Here is a 17,273-nt window from a genome sequence, read left to right as displayed (position 1 = left end):
CGACCTGGACGCAACGGGCCGGGTGACAGCGGTCCACGCGGCCGGCTGGACGGAGCGCTACGCGTACGACGAGGCAGGCAACCAGACCCAGGCGTCCTGGCCGCCGGACCACCCGAACCGGGAGGCCGTCGGCCCGCGCACATACGTGGGCACCCGCATCACCCGAGCCGGCAACGTCCGCTACGAACACGACGCGCTGGGCCGCATCACCCTCCGCCAGAAGACCCGCCTGTCCCGCAAGCCGGACACCTGGCGCTACGAATGGGACGCCGAGGACCGTCTGACCTCGGTGGTCACCCCCGACGGCACCCGCTGGCGCTACACCTACGACCCCCTGGGCCGCCGCACGGCGAAGCTCCGCCTGGCCGAGGACGGTGAAACGGTCGTGGAGCGGGTGGACTTCACCTGGGACGGCACAACGCTCTGCGAACAGACGACAACGGCCGCCGACCTCCCCCACCCGGTCACCCTCACCTGGGACCACCAAGGCCTGCGCCCGCTCTCCCAGACGGAACGCATCACCGCAGCCGACGCCACACAGCGCGAAATCGACTCCCGCTTCTTCGCCATCATCACCGACCTGGTCGGCACCCCGAGCGAACTGATCGACGAACAGGGCGACATCGCCTGGCGCACCCGCAGCACCCTGTGGGGAACAACGGCATGGTCCGCGAACAGCACGACCTACACCCCCCTACGCTTCCCGGGCCAGTACTACGACCCTGAAACAGGCCTCCACTACAACTACTTCCGCCATTACGACCCCGAAACCGCCCGCTACCTCACCGCCGACCCCCTAGGCCTTGCCCCGGCCCCCAACCCCGCGACCTACGTCCGCAACCCCCATACCTGGGCAGACCCGGCTGGCCTATCGGGCTGCAAACCCGGGGAAGGCGGTGCCGCCGAGGTCAATCCGCGAAAACTCGACTACCTGTTCAACAAGGACATCAAGCCAGACTCGCATAACTCACCTCGTGCGTTGCAGAATGAGCTGCAACTCCACCGCATCGGCATCCGTGATTCCCCGGCGATGCGTCAATATGTAACGGATCATCTGGCCAATGCTGCCCAACAGCCATTCGAGCGAACCTTCACAAAGGAATGGGATGGCGGCAGTGGTGAGTTCGGCGTCACCCAATCCGTGCTGTACGGGCCGCACGGGGCTCTAGGGGTCGAAAGCACTTGGGAGCTTCTACCCGACGGCGCACGTAGGCTTTCCACCGTGATCTTCCGTGGCAGTGGTCCGAATGTGAGCGTTAGCGGCAGCTTGCCCCACTGGCTGCCTTATGATGGAAAGTGAGGCGCTTTATATGTACCGAGAATTTGTCGCCCCCAGCGACGAAGAAGTCCTCGAAGCGATCGGCGAATGGCCGGACGCCGATGAAAGCGGTGCGCGCATTCTTTCCTGGCGCAATGGCGAGCGAGACTCGCTCGTCCTTTCCTACGACGTCCTCGCCAGGTCGGTAAGAGTGCGCTGGGTGCGTGATGGTGAGGTTTTGCTGGACATCTTCCGTGAGGGTGCGACACGGTTGTCCTTCACCTCTGACCCGTCGGCGACGCATGTCTCGGTCGACTTTCACACGGGCGAATGCGCCGGAGTGCTGGAGGTCCAGGTGGGTCCCCGCTACTCCGTGCGCGACCGCCTTCTTTTCCAGTGACAGGGACGGACGTCTTCCTCGGGCCCTGGCCCGTTGCCGTCGAACTCCAGGCCTAGGCTGCGTACGTGTCCGGCTTCTGGGTCGCCGTCGCCGTCAGGTGGTGGGCCAGTCGGCGCAGGGATTGTTCGCGGGTCGTCGGGTTTCCGACCGTTGCCGCCCAGTGGGGCAGGCGGTCGGTGACGTCCGCGTGGGGGACTGTCGTCACCGGATCGCCGGACCGGCGTGTGAGGAGCATGCGGTCGGCGGCCCGCTGCCGGGTGGGTCAGTTCCCGCTGCCCATTCCACCGGCAGCGGGATCAGGTCACCGGGCAGATGCGAGACGACGGTGAAGGCGCCGGGGGCGGCGGGCGGCCAGGCGCAGGGTGACGTGCGCGTTCGCAGGGGTTGAGCCCGGGCCGCATACGGCTCGTTCGCCGCACTGGCGCAGCGACCAGAGCTCGTCGCAGGTGCCCCCGCGGCCGGACCAGAGGAGGAGGACGGCCGTGCCCTGGCCGGCCGGGACCCCTCGGGACGAAGGCGGACGAGGAGACACCCCGGGTGCCGCTCCCCCGTAGGCGGCACCCGAGGCGGGTCGGAATCTTGCTCTCCGTGCCGTGATCCTCACCCACCGCGCCCCTAACTGTCAACGATAGCTGCCTAATTAGGCAGGGAGAGTTGTCACGTCTGGTCGCCGAACGGACGAACGGGTAGCCTCGCGTCAGCCCAGCCACCGAACGGACGACACGCCCAGGGGGGACCTCGGTGAGTGACGCCTACGCCTCGCTGGCCGATGTCCTGGACCGGCTCGGCGAGTTGACCGGCCGGCCCGGCCGGCTGCCGGAGACTCTGGACGTGGCCGGCCTCTCCTACCGCACCGGAATCCCCGTCGCCGTCGTCGTCGACCTGCTCTCCGGCGGCCGGGCCGCCGAGACCTGCCTGGCCCAACGGGTGCGCCAGCGGCTGGACTTCATCCGCGAGACCCGGCGCCGGCCGGACGGCAAGCGGTACTCGCTGGACGAGCTGGCCAGGATCGCCGGAACCAGCCGGCAGTGGCTCAGCGAGTGGCGCAAGAGCGGGATGCCGAGCCTTGAACACGCCGACCGGCTGCGCCGGTTCTTCGGCCTGCCCGCGGGCTTCTTCACGGCGGACGAACCGGAGGCGTTGCACGAGGCCCTGCAACCGGTGCTCCAGAGTTTGGAGGCACAGGCCGACCCGCTGCTGCGGCTGCGCGAGAGCGGGCTGGTACGCCTGGCCGCCCGGGCCCCGCAGATGAACGCACGGCAGCTCGCCACCCTGGCCGACCTGGCCGAGATGATCATCGCCTCCGAGCGGGCGGAGGACGCCGGGCGTGCCTGATCCGACCGCCAAGGCCCCGAAGCCGGCGAAGCGTTCGCGGTCGGCGCCTTCGGCGAAACACTCCAGGTCCCCGAGGCGCTTCCTCGACCGGCTCGTGCGCGACACCGTCCGCACCCTCACCCCGCCGACCACCCCGGAGGCGTTCCTGCACGCGCTGTGCGCCACGCTCAGCCCGCAGCTCGACCGCCCGGTCCGGCTGAAGTTCGTCGCCTTCCCGCCGGGCCTGGACGTCTCCGGCATCACCCTCGCCCGGGACGAGGACTACATCGTGGTGGTCGAGGACCGGGCCCCGGACCCGCACAAGTTCGTCATCGCCGGGCACGAGATCGGGCACATCCACTACGGCACGCTGGACGTGCACTACCCGTCCGGCCTGCCCGCCGCCGCCCGCCGGCTGCTGTCCCGCGCCGAGGACGACGTCCCCTGGGACCGGGTGGTCGCCATGGCCACCCGCTCGCCCGCCGCGGCGGCGGCCGACGCCGAGTGGGAGGCCGAGGAGTGCGGGCTGCGCCTCGCCGCGAAGTTCTCCAAGGTCGTCGGGCCCGGCGCGGCCGGCCGGATGACCCAGGACACCCTCACCGACCGGCTGTCGTCCTCGCTGGGCAACATCGGCGGGCCCTGATGCGCGGGGACATCGCCGGTTCCTTCGCCGCCTACGCCGTCCCGGCCGCCCTGCTCGCCGTGGCCTTCGTGATCAAGCTGCCGCTGCTGCGGCGGGCCTGGCAGGACCCGATCCTGCGGGCCACCGCCCTGCTGCTCGGCATCGGCGCGATCTGCTTCGCCTCCCTGCCGCCGGCCAACCTGCACCGCATCAACGTGCTGACCGGCATCCCCAACTTCGCCGGCCTGTGGGTGTACTCGCTGCTGACCGCCTACTGCGGTGCCTGCCTGTGGCTCATCATCACCTGGCGGGAGCCGCCGTCCGCCGTGCGCCGCCGGCGCACCCGCCTGGTCCGGGTGGCGTACACCGTCATCATCATCGGCCTGTGGACGACGTTCCTGCTCGGCGACCACCGGGTGGAGCGCACGCGCGACCTCGACACGTACTACGCCGGCACGCCCTGGATGCGCGAGTTCGTGCTGCTCTACCTCGTCGCCCACCTGGTGTCCGCGCTGGTCGCGGCGGGCATGCTGTGGGCCTGGTACCGGGAGGTCGAGGACACCTGGCTGCGCCGGGCGGTGATCTTCCTCCAGGTGGCCTACGCCCTCGGGCTCCTCTTCGACGTCGCCAAGCTCGCCGCGATCGGCGCCCGCTGGAGCGGCCGGGACTGGGACTGGCTGTCCACGTACGCCGCCCCGCCGTTCGCCATCGCCGAGGCGGTCCTGGTGGCCGTCGGCTTCATCGCCGGACAGGCCGGGCCGTGGGCGGCGGAACACCGGCGGCTGGTGCGCACCCACCGGCGGCTGAAGCCGCTGTGGCAGACCATGCTGACCGTCACCGCGCCGGCGGCGCCCGCGACCGGCCGGGTCAGCGGCGCCGCCCTCCGTCTGGAGCTGCGCCGGGCCGCCATCAACGACGGGCTGCTCAAGCTCGCCCCGCACCTGTGCGCGACCCGGCGCGAGCGGACGCGGACGGCGGCGACGGCGGCGGGCTACCCGGACTCCGTGGCGCGGGCCGTCGCGGCGGCGGTGGACATCCTCGTCGCGGCCGACGCGCTGCGCGCGCCCGACGACCGCGCGCGTCCGCTGCCGGCCGGGCAGCCCGGGCCCGCCTTCGTCCCCGACAGCGAACTGGAGTCGGTCGCGCACGCGTTGCGGAACCACGCGGCGGCCATCGAACGGTTCCGCCGGCAGGCGGTCGCCACGGAAGGTCTCACCTCGCATGCCTGACATACCCACCGCCCGCCGTACCGCGCTCGTCATCGGCGGCAGTACGGCCGGCATGCTCGCCGCGTCCGTGCTCGCCAGCCGCTTCCACGAGGTGACGATCGTGGAGGCCGACCGGCTGCCGGCGGGCCCCGAGCCGCGCAAGGGCCTGCCCCAGGCCCGGCACGCCCATCTGCTGTGGTCGGGCGGGGTGGCCGCGCTGGAGGAGCTGCTGCCGGGCGTCACCGGTGAGCTGACCGCCCGGGGCGCGGGGCTGATCGGGGTGATGCGGGACCTGGTCAGCAAGGCGCCCTCCGGGCAGTGGTTCCGGCGGTTCACCGACTCCCGGCACCACATGATCGTGTGCAGCCGGGACCTGCTGGACGCGGTGATCCGCGCCGACGTCCTCGCCCGGCGCCGGATCACCCTGCGCGACGGCATCCGGGTGGCGGGCCTGACGGGCGACCGCCACCGGGTGACCGGCGTCCGCCTACCGGGGGGTGACACGCTGTACGCGGACCTGGTGATCGACGCGAGCGGGCGCGGCTCCCAGGCGGACACCTGGCTACGGGCCCTGGGCCACGCGCCGGTCGAGGAGCGGGTGGTCGACGCGGGCGTCGCCTACGCCAGCCGCGTCTACTCGGCCCCCGACGCCACGGCGACGCTGCGCTACCCGGTGGTGAACGTGCAGGCCGACCCGCGCGACGCGCCCGGCCGGGGCGGGGTCGTCGTACCGATCGAGGGCGACCGCTGGCTGGTCACGCTCTCCGGCACCCGGGGCGGCGAACCCTCCGCCGACCCGGACGCGTTCGAGCACTTCGCGCTCACCGGCCTGAAGGACCCGGTCATCGGCCGGCTCCTCGCGCGGGCGAAGCCGCTGACCGACCCGGTGACCACCCGCAGCACGGCCAACCGCCGCCGCTTCTACGAGAAGGCCGAGACCTGGCCCGAGGGCTTCGCCGTCCTCGGGGACGCCGTCGCCGGGTACAACCCGGTCTACGGCCACGGCCTGTCCGTCGCCGCGCAGAGCGCGCTCGCCCTCGGCCGCACCCTCGACCGGTACGGCCCCACCGCCCCCGGCACCGCCCGCCGCGTCCAGCGCGCGGTGGCCCGGCCGGTCGCGGGCGCGTGGAACCTCGCGGTCGGCCAGGACGCCTACTACCCCGGGGCCGCGCCCCAGCCGCCGACCCTCGTCGAACGCCTCCTCACCGCCTACGTCGACAAGGCGGTGGCCGCCGGCTCCGAGAACCCGCACGCCCTGCGCGGCCTGCTGGACGTCATGAGCCTGCGCACTCCGGCGGCCCGCCTGTTCGCCCCCGACATGCTCTGGACCCTCTGCTTCGGCCCCCGCAAGGGCCCCCTGCCGGGCCCGCCGCTGACGCGGGGGGAACGGGAGGCGGCGGGTCTGGACTGAGGGGCGGAGGCTCTGCTGCGGGGGCGGTGAGGGCGGTGGGGCTTGGCCGACGGCGACCGGGCTCGGTCGAGGTGTGCGGACTACACCGCCACGTACGCCACCGGATCGCTCCCCGGTACCGGTTCCGCGCGGCCCAGCTTCACCAGGCGGCGCAGGTGGGACTCGGCTTCGGAGACGGCGATGTTGCGGGAGCCGTAGGGGATGTCGGACCAGGGGCGGTTCCACTCCATGCGTTCGGCGAGCTGCCAGGGGGTGAGGGGCTCGGCGAGGAGGGCGAGGAGGCCGGCCAGGCGGTTCTCGTGGTGGTCGAGCAGGGCGCGGACGCGGCCGGGGGCGTCGGTGAAGGGGTGCTGGTGGGCCGGGAGGATCTCGGCGGGGGTGAGCCGGCCGATCCGCTCCAGGGAGTCCAGGTAGTCCCCCAGGGGATCGGTGACCGTCGCGTCGTCGGGGTCCTCGTACAGGCCGATGTGCGGGGAGATCTCGGGCAGCAGGTGATCGCCGCTGAACAGGCGCCCGTGACCGGAGAGTCGCGCCGGGTGCTCCTCCTCCAGGTGGAGGCAGACATGGCCGGGCGTGTGTCCCGGGGTCCAGATCGCGCGCAGGCGGCGGCCCGGCAGGTCGAGGAGGTCGCCGGGGACGATCTCCCGGTCCGGCAGGGCGGGGGAGAGGCCGGGCAGGGTCCGGGCGCGGGGCGTCCGCAGCGGCGCCACGTGCTCCTCGGGCGCCCCGGCCGCCGTCAGCTTGGCCGCCATGTACGCGAACCACCGCTCCGGCCGGGTCTCCCGCGTCCGGCGCACGATCGCCGCGTCGGCCGCGTGCAGCGCCACCCACGCACCGGACGCCTCGCGGACCCGCGCGGACAGGCCGTGGTGGTCCGGGTGGTGGTGGGTGATGACGACGCCGTGGACCTCCCCGACCGCCGTACCGCAGGCCGTGAGCCCCGCCACCAGCGTGTCCCAGGACCCGGGGTCGTCCCAGCCGGTGTCGATCAGCACCGGGCCCCGGCCGGTGTCCACCACGTAGACCAGCGTGTGACCGAGGGGGTTGTCCGGAATGGGCACCCGCACCGACCGTACGCCCCCGCCGTGATCGAACGTCGTCGCCATCTGATCTCCGCCCCTCCACCCGTCCACCCCGCCGCCCCAGGACCATTGCCCACTATAACTAGAACTGATATCAGTTCTGAAACAGCGTCAGAAATGACGGATGCGGTGCGGTGCGGCGGGAGGCAGTCGGCCATGACCGAGCTCGTGGAACACGGACAGCTGTTCGTCGGCGGGGAGTTGACCGACCCGCTGGGCCAGGACGTCATCGAGGTGATCTCGCCGCACACCGAGGAGGTCATCGGCCGGGTGCCGCACGCCTCCCGTGCGGACGTCGACCGGGCCGTGGCCGTCGCGCGCCGCGCCTTCGACGAGGGCCCCTGGCCGCGCGCCGGCCTGGAGGAGCGGATCGAGGTCGTCACGCGCATCAAGGACGGCATCGCCGCCCGGCACGAGGAGATCGCCCGGGTGATCTCGTCCGAGAACGGCTCGCCGTACTCCTGGAGCGTCCTCGCCCAGGCGCTCGGCGCGATGATGGTGTGGGACGCGGCGATCCGGGTCGCCCGGGACTTCACCCACGAGGAGCGCCGGGACGGCGTCCTGGGGCCGATCCTCGTCCGCCGCGAACCGGTCGGTGTGGTCGCCGCCGTCGTCCCGTGGAACGTCCCGCAGTTCGTCGCCGCCGCCAAGCTGGCGCCCGCGCTGCTGACCGGCTGCACGGTCGTCCTCAAGCCGTCCCCGGAGTCCCCGCTGGACGCGTACCTGCTGGGCGAGATCGCCCGCGAGGCCGGCCTCCCCGAGGGCGTGCTGTCCATCCTGCCCGCCGACCGCGAGGTCAGTGAGTACCTGGTCGGACACCCCGGCGTCGACAAGGTCTCCTTCACCGGCTCGGTCGCGGCCGGCAAGCGCGTGATGGAGGTCGCCGCCCGCAACCTCACCCGGGTCACCCTGGAACTCGGCGGCAAGTCGGCGGCGCTGGTGTTGCCGGACGCGGACCTGGAGGCGGCCGTCTCCGGGATCGTCCCGGCGGCCTGGATGAACAACGGGCAGGCCTGCGTGGCCCAGACCCGGATCCTCGTACCGCGCGCCCGCTACGCCGACTTCGCCGACGCCTTCGCGCAGGCGGCCCGTGCCCTCGTCGTCGGGGACCCGCTCGACCCGGCCACCCAGGTCGGCCCGCTGGTCGCCCGGCGCCAGCAGCAGCGGAACCTGGACTACATCCGTGTCGGCCAGGAGGAGGGCGCCAAGATCCTCACCGGCGGCGGCCGTCCGGACGGCGTGGAGCGCGGCTGGTACGTCGAACCCACCCTCTTCGGCGACGTCGACAACTCCATGCGCGTCGCCCGTGAGGAGATCTTCGGCCCGGTCATCTGCCTGCTGCCGTACGGCGACGAGTCCGAGGCGGTGAAGATCGCCAACGACTCGGACTACGGGCTGTCCGGCAGCGTGTGGACGGCCGACGTCGAGCACGGCATCGACATCGCCCGCCAGGTCCGCACCGGCACCTACTCCGTGAACACCTTCAGCCTGGACATGCTCGGCCCGTTCGGCGGCTACAAGAACTCGGGCCTGGGGCGGGAGTTCGGTCCGGAGGGGTACGGCGAGTACCTGGAGCACAAGATGATCCACCTCCCGGTGGGGGCCTAGGCGATGGGCGACCGCTGGCACGTGGAGGTCGACCGGTCGCTGTGCATCGGCTCGGCCCAGTGCCTCCACCACGCCCCGAACGACTTCCGCCTCGACTCCGCGCGCCAGTCCCACCCGGCACAACCGGACACGGACGCGGCCGAGCAGATCCTGGCGGCGGCCGAGAACTGCCCGGTGGAGGCGATCGTGATCACACTGCTGGGCAGCGGGGAGGCGGTGTTCCCGCCCGAGGAGTAGGGCGTGTCGGGCGTGTGTCCCCCTTGGCCAGGACCTCTCAGGAGAATTCGTGCAGCACCACCCAGTAGTCGTACTCCTCCACCGAGGCGGCGCACAGGTGCGGCCGTCGGTCGAAACGGTCACGAACTCGGGGGAACCCGTCACCTCGGCAATGCGTGAGGGCAGATGCGTGCCGGCCGTGTCCCTGACCCGTACCCAGCCGATCTCACTGCCTCCCGACACGGGAGGCAGGATCAGGAACTCGCCGTTGTCGTCGTAGAGGGACACGCTGGACGCGTGGAGATGCCACTTCTCGTCCAGTGCGGCGGTGGCACCCGGTGACGTGGCGGGGACGGTGGCGACCGGTTCGACCTCGACTCCGGTGACGGCGTAGAGGGCGGACCGCACGGGAGGCCCGCTCCGGGCCGCCTCCTCCACCACCTGAAGTCCGCAGCGCTCCAGGACGTCCCGCCATGCGGGCTTCTCCGGTTCCTTCGTCATCTGTGACCCGTTCCTCGTTCGCCGGGCGGTCGGCCGCGGTGTCAGTTGTTCACGCCCTCGCCGGCACCCTCATCACTCGCGCCCAGCGCACCGCGCCGCGCAGCGACACGTCGCCCTGTTCCTGATCAGCCCGCACCGGACGTGCGCACCGGGGCCCGCGTGATGCCGCGGGCGGCCTCACTGCGGTCAGGACGCGGCGACTGGCCACGGCTACCTCAGCACGGACGCCGGGTTCTTCGTGTTCGCGGCGACGTGGTCGGACTTCAGGTCAGCCGAGCCAGGCGAGTGGGTCCTCCTCGTCCTCCCCGGACGCCCGGACCGTCGTAAAAGTGACAGGGACTCCCAGCTCCGCAAGACCTGCGAGGACGTCTGGCGAGATGTAAAGCCCCGATCCAGACTCGGCAACGCCTGCCACATCGACCTTCACCGATTTTCCCGCCTCCTTCAGCGCGTCGAGCGCCGACTTGCGGGGCTTGAGGAATCCGATGAGTGCCGCGGCCTGTTCGTCGGCGCATTGCGAGCGTCGCTCGTCAACAGTGAGCGTAGCCCAGCCGGGGCCGGAATGGATTCCCACGCCTTCCAGTGAAGCGAACTCTTCGCTGTCGGCCAGTTGCAACTCGATAAACAGGGATCCGGAATCCACTTCATGACCCGATACAACCAGGGACGTGATCAGGTCACCCCAGGGCTTCAATCCCGCCGCAGGTTCCATTTCCATGATTACTCTCTCAGCGTTCGTTCATGCTGGCTGCAACCTTGATCGGAAATCCCAGGAGTGCGATTCTCTTGATTTCTTCGGAATGAAGAGAAAGAGTGGAATCGTTTCCGGAGAAGCCGAAGAGGTTGACGGTCACCTCATATCCTTGTCCGGCCAGTTGCCTGAGCTCGGTCCGCTTCCGTTCCGCGATGGAGAGGATACTGTCCAACTGTTCGTGGAAGTCCCGGGTGGTGCGCTCGTCACAGCTGATCCTCCACTGTCCAGCGATCTCGCCCGGGCGGTCCCATTTACTGACGCCCGGATTTCGTACCCCAGTGGGCTCGATGGCAAGGAAGGGTGTGATCTCTTCGGGGTGCAGATCTCTTCCCTTGATGACGAGCGACACCTCCGTCAACACCCAGTAACGCTTTACTGTCACATTCATACATGGCTCCTCACGAGTCAAGTTGTTCTACTTGATCTCACGACAGGCTGCCCAGTGAACATTTCCCATGCCGGGCTCCAGCAGCTCTCCCAGTTGCGTCCTCTGCCCAACGGTCGTCGAATTCTCGAACACACTGAAACCGCCGGCACCTGACGAAAGACGCCCCGCTCGACGGTCAGGCCGTTGAGGCCGGGCAGTTGCTCGCCGTGTTGCGCGTAGAAGGAAATAGAAGTGCCCTCCGGAACCACGATTTCACCGGCTCCCGATTCGATGTAGCCATGCCCCGCGAAGACTTTCTCCCCGTCTGGGCGGCCACCGGCGAGCGCCCGGTCCGCATAGTAACGGCCATCAGTGTCCGGCCATTTCTTGTTCACTATCTGCGGGTTGGAGTCGCGCAGCGCCTGCATGACGTCGGCACGCTCGGGCATGGGGTCCCCGGAGCCCCTGGCGACCTGACGCTCGAGGCCCTCCCTCACTCCGCGTCGCGCCGCCGCCCCGCCCCCGCGTCGACGTCCACCGCCACCTCGTCCGGCACGATCCCGCGCACCGGAGGAAAGACCATGCCGTCCTCCCCGTCCGCGCAGTCCAGCGCCACCCCGCACGGCACCCCGGCCGCGGGAACGGCGACGTCCAGCAGGCGTGCGCCGAGGATCGTCTGGTACGTCCACTCCCGGGCCGCCTCACCGCGTGCGACGGCGTAACGGGCCAGCGCCTGCTCGTCGGAGAAGGCCAGGACGAAGCGGATGCCGTTGAAGTCGGCCGTCAGCAGGCCACGTTCGGAGTCCGGGCCCGAGCCGTCGCCCAGAGGCACCAGGACCGGCGTACGGCGGAGCTCGCCCAGCAGGGCGGCGAACGCCCGCTTGCGGGCTTCGGCCTCCGCGGCCGCTTCGCTCCGTACGGCCGGTTCGGGCGCTTCAGTCGGTTCAGGCTGTTCGTCGGGGGCGGGCGTCAGGTCGGGTGCCGCCTCCGTGCCCGGTTCTGTACGTCCCGGATGTGCGTTCGCGGACGCCGCCCCTTCCGGTGAAGGGAGCGTCATCTCGGCATAGTCGTACAGCCGTGACCTGGGAATGCTCTGACGAGGCGTCTCCTCCGCCTCACCCCCGTGTTCAGCCATGCAGCCCATCGTCACCACCGCGACCGGAGGGAACAACCCGCCGCTGTATCACCCTTGTCACGGCCGCGTCTCAGTGGGCGGCGGGGTACGCTCCTGCGGTTCCGGTGTACCTCGACGTGGCGAGCAGGGTGGGAAAGAGTGGACAAGGCCGAGGCCGAGCAGCTGATCGACCAGGCGTACGTGGCCTGGGACGCTGAGGACTGGCTGACCGCCGCCGGGCTGTTCGAGCGGGTCCTCGCGCATTACCCGGACGAACCGAAGAGCCCGGTGTGGTGGTACGACGCCGCGCTCGCCCACAAGTTCCTGCGCAACTGGGGCAAGGCGTACGCGCTGGGCCGCGAGGCCGCCTCCCGGGCTCCGCGGGGTGAGGGTGATCCGGCGTACTGGAACCTCGGCATCGCGGCGACGATCCAGCGCGACTGGGCGACGGCCAGGGACGCCTGGGAGGGCTTCGGTATCGAACTCCCGCCGGGAGAGGGCGAGATCAGCGGGCGGTTCGGGCCGGCGTGTGTTCGGCTGGACACGGGCGGGGAACGGGAGGTCGTCTGGATCGACCGGCTCTGTCCGACTCGCGGCCGGGTGATGAACGTGCCGGTGACCGGCGGACGCCGCTTCGGCGAGATCGTCGTCCATGACGGGGAACCGAAGGGGCGACGGATCATCGAGGGGCGGGAATACCCCGTCTTCGAGGAACTTCTCCTCTTCGAGCCGTCCGAGCTGCCGACGCTGACCGTGATGGTGAACGTGAGCGAGGTGGCCGACATCGACGCCCTGGTGGAGCTGTTCGACCGGCACGGCTACGGTGCCGAGCCGGCGAGCGGGTTCGAGGTTCTGTGCGCCTGCTGTAGCGAGGGCACGCACGAGCAGGAGCGGAAGACCCACGCGGGTGCCCAGCGGGTGTCCTTCGGGGCGCCTGAGGAGGAGGCCCGCCGCCTGCTCGACCAGTGGGCGGCCAAGACGCCGATCGGCCGGAGCTGGAGCGGGCTGGCCGCGATCGGCTGAGCGTGGACGCTCGGGCGCGCCGGCGCCGCCCGGCGCGGACGAGCAGGGTGCTGATGGGGAGAATTGGTCGGAATTGAGGGGTTCCGTCAGGCGATATCCGCTCTATCCGTTCTATCCTGGAATCAGCCTACGAGGCGAGTGAGGGAGTCCGACCGGAGTAGCCGACTCAGGCGGGATGCGCAGGCATCCGCCCGGGCCGACAGCGACGGTAGGGCTGAGAGGCCGGAAGGCAGCAGTCAGGCCGGACGGCGACCCCCATAACCTGATCCGGACCATGCCGGCGAAGGGAACCCGTCTCGTAGGTCTTTTGTGTGCCCCGCGTCATGCGCGTCCCGTCGGCTCCGTCAGGTCGATCAGCCGGCACACCGTCTCGATGTCGATCTTCACCTGGGCGATGGAGGCACGGCCCGAGAGCCAGGTGATGAGGGCCGAGTGCCAGGTGTGCTCGATGACCCGGACCGCGGAGAGCTGCTCGGGGGTGGGGTCCGCGAGGCCCATCGCGTCCAGGATGATCGCCGTCGTCTGGCGGGAGACCTGGTCGACCTCGGGTGAGACGCTGCGGTCGGCGAAGGTGAGCGCCCGGACCATCGCGTCGGCCAGATGAGGCTCGCGCTGGAGCGCGCGGAAGGCCCGCATCAGGGTCTCCGCGACCCGCTCGGCGGCCGTGTCGCCCGCCGGGGGCTTCTTGCGCAGGGTCCCGTGCATGTGCTCCAGCTGGTCCTGCATGGTGGCGACCAGCAGATGCACCTTGGACGGGAAGTAGCGGTACAGCGTGCCGAGAGCCACCTGCGACGACTCCGCGACCTCACGCATCTGTACGGCGTCGAACCCGCCCCGGCTGGCCAGCTGCGCGCTCGCGTGCAGAATCCTGCGCCGGCGGGCCTCCTGCCGCTCGGTGAGGGGCGAGGCCGGACGCGAGGTGCTGGCTTCCGCAGGCATGGATCCCCGTTCCGTGACAGTCGGTGAGGCCGTTTGTCGGGCTCGTGATCGGACAGCATGGCAGGGCGGCGCGCCGTGGCGCGAATCACCTGATCCACTGCTCACAGCGCCCCTACCTGCCGGTAGATTCAGAGGCTCTTGAACGATCAAGTCTGAAACTTGTTCTAGATTACCGTCCCGTCGTAGTGTCGCGGGACAGTGCAGGCAGAAGGGGGCACGGAGTGACCGCTGAGGCCCGGGAAGCGGGTGCCGATCAGGAACCCGCTGCCGACGGCGGACGACCGCTCGACATCGCGCTCCTCACCTATAAAGGGAACCCGTTCTGCGGGGGCCAGGGCGTCTACGTACGACACCTCTCGCGGGAGCTGGCCCGCCTGGGCCACCGCGTGGAGGTCATCGGCTCCCAGCCGTACCCCGTCCTCGACGAGGGCCACCCCGGCCTCACCCTCACCGAGCTGCCCAGCCTCGACCTCTACCGCCAGCCCGACCCCTTCCGCACCCCGAAGCGCGAGGAGTACCGGGACTGGATCGACGCCCTTGAGGTCGGGACCATGTGGACCGGCGGCTTCCCCGAGCCGCTGACCTTCTCGCTGCGCGCCCGCCGTCATCTGCGCGCCCGGCGCGGCGAGTTCGACGTCGTCCACGACAACCAGACCCTGGGCTACGGCCTGTTGGGCGACATCGGCGCCCCCCTGGTCACCACGGTCCACCACCCCATCACCGTGGACCGGCAGCTGGAGCTGGACGCCGCCGACACCTGGCAGCGCCGCTACTCGGTGCGCCGCTGGTACGCCTTCACCCGCATGCAGAAGCGCGTCGCCCGCCGGCTGCCCTCGATCCTCACCGTCTCCGGCAGCTCCCGCCAGGAGATCGTGGACCACCTCGGCGTCCGGGACGACCGGGTCCACGTCGTCCACATCGGCGCCGACACCGACCTGTTCGCGCCGAATCCGGCCGTCCCCGAGGTGCCGGGCCGGATCGTCACCACCTCCAGCGCCGACGTGCCGCTGAAGGGGCTGGTGTTCCTCGTGGAGGCGCTCGCCAAGGTGCGCACCGAGCACCCCGCCGCCCATCTCGTCGTCGTCGGCAAGCGCCCGCAGGAGGGCCCCGTCGCGCAGGCGATCGAGCGGTACGGCCTCGAAGGCGCCGTCGACTTCGTCAAGGGCATCTCCGACGCCGAGCTGGTCGACCTGATCCGCTCCGCCCAGGTGGCCTGCGTGCCCTCCCTGTACGAGGGCTTCTCACTGCCCGCCGCCGAGGCCATGGCCACCGGCACCCCCCTTGTCGCCACCACCGGCGGTGCGATCCCCGAGGTCGCGGGGCCGGACGGCGAGACCTGCCTGGCCGTACCGCCCGGCGACGCGGGGGCACTGGCCGCCGGGCTGAACCGGCTGCTCGGGGACCCGGAGCTGCGGGCGCGGCTCGGCCACGCGGGCCGTCGGCGCGTGCTCGACCGCTTCACCTGGGCCCGCGCCGCCGAGGGCACCGTGGCCCACTACCGCGAGGCCATCGCCCGCTCCGCAGGCCCCCACCGCTCCGCGGGCCGGCCCCCGAGCCGCTCCGCGGCCCAGACCCCCGGCCGCTCCGCGGCCCCGGCAAGTGTTGCAGGCGTCTCCTCCGAAAGCAGGGCCACGTGCTGACCGTCGACTTCTCCCGGTTCCCGCTCGCCCCCGGCGACCGTGTCCTGGACCTCGGCTGCGGAGCCGGCCGGCACGCCTTCGAGTGTTACCGGCGCGGCGCCCAGGTCGTGGCGCTGGACCAGAACGGCGAGGAGATCCGCGAGGTCGCCAAGTGGTTCGCGGCGATGAAGGAGGCCGGGGAGGCACCGGAGGGCGCCACCGCCACGGCGATGGAGGGCGACGCCCTCGCCCTGCCCTTCCCCGACGAGTCCTTCGACGTCGTCATCATCTCCGAGGTGATGGAGCACATCCCCGACGACAAGGGCGTGCTCGTGGAGATGGTGCGCGTGCTCAAGCCGGGCGGGCGCATCGCGATCACCGTGCCGCGCTACGGCCCCGAGAAGGTCTGCTGGGCGCTGTCCGACGCCTACCACGAGGTGGAGGGCGGCCACATCCGCATCTACAAGGCCGACGAGCTGGTCGCCAAGGTCCGCGAGGCGGGACTGAAGCCGTACGGCAGCCACCACGCGCACGCGCTGCACTCGCCGTACTGGTGGCTGAAGTGCGCGTTCGGCGTCGACAACGACAAGGCGCTGCCGGTGCGGGCGTACCACAAGCTGCTGGTCTGGGACATCATGAAGAAGCCGCTCGCCACCCGGCTCGCCGAGCAGGCGCTCAACCCGCTGATCGGCAAGAGCTTCGTGGTCTACGCGACCAAGCCGCACCTGCCGCGGCTGTCCGAAGGGGCGGCCGCCGAGTGACCACCCCCCGGACAGAACACCTCGTCCTGCCCGGGGTCCTCACCGCCGAGCAGGCTGCCGCGACCGTCCGCGGCATCCTCGCCGCACAGCGGGAGGACGGCGCGATCCCGTGGTTCCGCGGGCATCACCTCGACCCGTGGGACCACACCGAGGCCGCCATGGCCCTGGACGCGGCCGGTGAGCACGAGGCCGCCGAGCGGGCGTACAACTGGCTCGCCCGGCACCAGAACGAGGACGGCTCCTGGTACGCCGCCTACGCCGACGGTGCCCACGACGAGGTCACCGACCGCGCCCGCGAGTCCAACTTCGTCGCCTACATAGCCGTCGGCGTCTGGCACCACTACCTGTCCACGGGCGACGACACGTTCCTCGACCGCCTGTGGCCGACCGTCTACGCGGCTGTCGAGTGGGTGCTGCGGCTCCAGCAGCCCGGCGGACAGATCGGCTGGCGCCGCGAGGACGACGGCACGCCGACGACGGACGCCCTGCTGACGGGCAGCTCCTCCATCCACCACGCCCTGCGGTGCGCGCTCGCCATCGCCGAGGAACGGGAAGAGCCGCAGCCGGACTGGGAGTTGGCCGCCGGGTCCCTCCGCCACGCGATCCGCCGCCACCCGGAGCGCTTCCTGGACAAGGACCGCTACTCGATGGACTGGTACTACCCGGTCCTCGGCGGCGCGCTCACCGGAGCGGAGGCCAAGGCCCGCATCGAGGCGGACTGGGACCGGTTCGTCGTCCCCGGCCTCGGTGTGCGCTGCGTGGTCCCGAACCCCTGGGTGACCGGCGGCGAGTCCAGCGAACTCGCCCTGGCCCTGTGGGCGATGGGGGAGTCCGACCGGGCCCTGGAGATCCTCCAGTCCATCCAGCACCTGCGGGACGCGGACAGCGGCCTGTACTGGACGGGCTACGTCTTCGAGGACGACGCGATCTGGCCCCGCGAGCTGACCACCTGGACGGCAGGGTCCCTGCTGCTGGCCGTGGCCGCGCTGGGCGGCCACGAGGCCACGTGCGCGGTGTTCGGCGGCGAACACCTGCCGGCCGGCCTGGCCCCGGACTGCTGCGGCTGACCCGGACGA

At 71.0% G+C, this 17,273-nt stretch carries 19 protein-coding genes; 12 read left to right on the top strand and 7 right to left on the bottom strand.

All coding sequences use genetic code 11. The annotated features are described in order from the left end of the window. Nucleotides 1-1,300: RHS repeat-associated core domain-containing protein (locus ACZ4WH_RS35140; protein ID WP_468188474.1), on the top strand; the 1,300-nt coding region annotated here is incomplete at its 5' end. Further along, entirely contained in the window at nucleotides 1,287-1,658 is a 372-nt protein-coding gene (locus ACZ4WH_RS35135; protein WP_468188472.1) for a hypothetical protein, read from the top strand. The genes ACZ4WH_RS35140 and ACZ4WH_RS35135, both read left to right, overlap by 14 nt. Before the next feature lie 52 nt (nucleotides 1,659-1,710). Here the strand turns inward: ACZ4WH_RS35135 and ACZ4WH_RS35130 are convergent, their stop codons facing one another. After that, nucleotides 1,711-1,863, bottom strand: coding sequence for a hypothetical protein (locus ACZ4WH_RS35130; protein ID WP_468188470.1), 153 nt, complete (start codon nucleotides 1,861-1,863; stop codon nucleotides 1,711-1,713). Between the two features lie 536 nt (nucleotides 1,864-2,399). Between ACZ4WH_RS35130 and ACZ4WH_RS35125 the strand changes: the two genes are divergently transcribed. The 4 genes from ACZ4WH_RS35125 to ACZ4WH_RS35110 all read left to right on the top strand — a co-directional run bounded on the left by ACZ4WH_RS35125 (nucleotide 2,400) and on the right by ACZ4WH_RS35110 (nucleotide 6,213). Next, entirely contained in the window at nucleotides 2,400-2,993 is a 594-nt protein-coding gene (locus ACZ4WH_RS35125; protein ID WP_468188469.1) for an XRE family transcriptional regulator, read from the top strand. Nucleotides 2,994-3,087: 94 nt separating this feature from the next. Continuing rightward, a complete protein-coding gene (locus ACZ4WH_RS35120) occupies nucleotides 3,088-3,615 on the top strand; it encodes a hypothetical protein (RefSeq protein WP_468188467.1) in 528 nt (175 codons plus the stop codon). Next, nucleotides 3,615-4,823, top strand: a complete 1,209-nt coding sequence (locus ACZ4WH_RS35115; protein ID WP_468188465.1) for an MAB_1171c family putative transporter — start codon at nucleotides 3,615-3,617, stop codon at nucleotides 4,821-4,823. Before ACZ4WH_RS35120 ends, ACZ4WH_RS35115 begins: the two co-directional genes overlap by 1 nt. Then, nucleotides 4,816-6,213, top strand: coding sequence for an FAD-dependent oxidoreductase (locus ACZ4WH_RS35110; RefSeq protein WP_468188463.1), 1,398 nt, complete (start codon nucleotides 4,816-4,818; stop codon nucleotides 6,211-6,213). The genes ACZ4WH_RS35115 and ACZ4WH_RS35110 overlap by 8 nt, the downstream gene beginning before the upstream one ends. Nucleotides 6,214-6,293: 80 nt before the next feature. Here ACZ4WH_RS35110 and ACZ4WH_RS35105 read toward each other — a convergent pair whose 3' ends face one another. Continuing rightward, nucleotides 6,294-7,319 carry an MBL fold metallo-hydrolase gene (locus ACZ4WH_RS35105; protein ID WP_468188461.1) on the bottom strand — a complete coding sequence of 342 codons (1,026 nt, stop codon included), beginning with the start codon at nucleotides 7,317-7,319 and terminating at the stop codon, nucleotides 6,294-6,296. 132 nt (nucleotides 7,320-7,451) lie between these two features. Here ACZ4WH_RS35105 and ACZ4WH_RS35100 point away from each other — a divergent pair, with 132 nt between their 5' ends. Together ACZ4WH_RS35100 and ACZ4WH_RS35095 are read left to right on the top strand one after the other, a co-directional pair. Then, the gene (locus ACZ4WH_RS35100; RefSeq protein WP_468188459.1) at nucleotides 7,452-8,903 is read left to right on the top strand and encodes an aldehyde dehydrogenase; all 1,452 of its coding nucleotides are present in this window, start codon (nucleotides 7,452-7,454) and stop codon (nucleotides 8,901-8,903) included. A 3-nt stretch (nucleotides 8,904-8,906) separates the two neighbouring features. Further along, entirely contained in the window at nucleotides 8,907-9,140 is a 234-nt protein-coding gene (locus ACZ4WH_RS35095; protein WP_468188457.1) for a ferredoxin, read from the top strand. A 748-nt stretch (nucleotides 9,141-9,888) separates the two neighbouring features. On the opposite strand, the gene ACZ4WH_RS35090 is transcribed toward ACZ4WH_RS35095, so the two are convergent. Genes ACZ4WH_RS35090 through ACZ4WH_RS35075 form a run of 4 tightly spaced genes read right to left on the bottom strand, consistent with a single transcriptional unit; the run spans nucleotide 9,889 to nucleotide 11,876 of the window. After that, nucleotides 9,889-10,338 carry a hypothetical protein gene (locus ACZ4WH_RS35090; protein ID WP_468188455.1) on the bottom strand — a complete coding sequence of 150 codons (450 nt, stop codon included), beginning with the start codon at nucleotides 10,336-10,338 and terminating at the stop codon, nucleotides 9,889-9,891. Nucleotides 10,339-10,348: 10 nt separating this feature from the next. Continuing rightward, on the bottom strand, nucleotides 10,349-10,762 hold the full coding sequence (locus ACZ4WH_RS35085) for a DUF4279 domain-containing protein (RefSeq protein ID WP_468188453.1): 414 nt from the start codon (nucleotides 10,760-10,762) through the stop codon (nucleotides 10,349-10,351). A 17-nt stretch (nucleotides 10,763-10,779) separates the two neighbouring features. Beyond that, nucleotides 10,780-11,190 carry a putative adhesin gene (locus ACZ4WH_RS35080; protein ID WP_468188452.1) on the bottom strand — a complete coding sequence of 137 codons (411 nt, stop codon included), beginning with the start codon at nucleotides 11,188-11,190 and terminating at the stop codon, nucleotides 10,780-10,782. 44 nt (nucleotides 11,191-11,234) lie between these two features. After that, nucleotides 11,235-11,876: a hypothetical protein gene (locus tag ACZ4WH_RS35075; protein ID WP_468188450.1), complete on the bottom strand. Its 642-nt coding sequence runs from the start codon at nucleotides 11,874-11,876 to the stop codon at nucleotides 11,235-11,237. A 138-nt stretch (nucleotides 11,877-12,014) separates the two neighbouring features. Here ACZ4WH_RS35075 and ACZ4WH_RS35070 point away from each other — a divergent pair, with 138 nt between their 5' ends. After that, on the top strand, nucleotides 12,015-12,878 hold the full coding sequence (locus tag ACZ4WH_RS35070) for a tetratricopeptide repeat protein (RefSeq protein ID WP_468188448.1): 864 nt from the start codon (nucleotides 12,015-12,017) through the stop codon (nucleotides 12,876-12,878). 321 nt (nucleotides 12,879-13,199) lie between these two features. Here the strand turns inward: ACZ4WH_RS35070 and ACZ4WH_RS35065 are convergent, their stop codons facing one another. After that, nucleotides 13,200-13,817: a TetR family transcriptional regulator gene (locus ACZ4WH_RS35065; RefSeq protein ID WP_468188446.1), complete on the bottom strand. Its 618-nt coding sequence runs from the start codon at nucleotides 13,815-13,817 to the stop codon at nucleotides 13,200-13,202. 221 nt (nucleotides 13,818-14,038) lie between these two features. Between ACZ4WH_RS35065 and ACZ4WH_RS35060 the strand changes: the two genes are divergently transcribed. The 3 genes from ACZ4WH_RS35060 to ACZ4WH_RS35050 are packed head-to-tail and all read left to right on the top strand — an operon-like array spanning nucleotide 14,039 to nucleotide 17,264. After that, a complete protein-coding gene (locus tag ACZ4WH_RS35060; protein WP_468188444.1) occupies nucleotides 14,039-15,457 on the top strand; it encodes a glycosyltransferase family 4 protein in 1,419 nt (472 codons plus the stop codon). After that, entirely contained in the window at nucleotides 15,451-16,197 is a 747-nt protein-coding gene (locus ACZ4WH_RS35055; RefSeq protein ID WP_468188442.1) for a class I SAM-dependent methyltransferase, read from the top strand. Before ACZ4WH_RS35060 ends, ACZ4WH_RS35055 begins: the two co-directional genes overlap by 7 nt. Further along, complete coding sequence (locus ACZ4WH_RS35050; RefSeq protein ID WP_468188440.1) at nucleotides 16,194-17,264, top strand: prenyltransferase/squalene oxidase repeat-containing protein; 1,071 nt, start codon at nucleotides 16,194-16,196, stop codon at nucleotides 17,262-17,264. Before ACZ4WH_RS35055 ends, ACZ4WH_RS35050 begins: the two co-directional genes overlap by 4 nt. Nucleotides 17,265-17,273: the final 9 nt, after the last annotated feature.

The sequence above is a fragment of the Streptomyces sp. NPDC029138 genome (assembly GCF_055564375.1).
The sequence above is the reverse complement of the archived record's forward strand: the minus strand, read 5'-3'. Positions and strand labels throughout refer to the sequence as shown.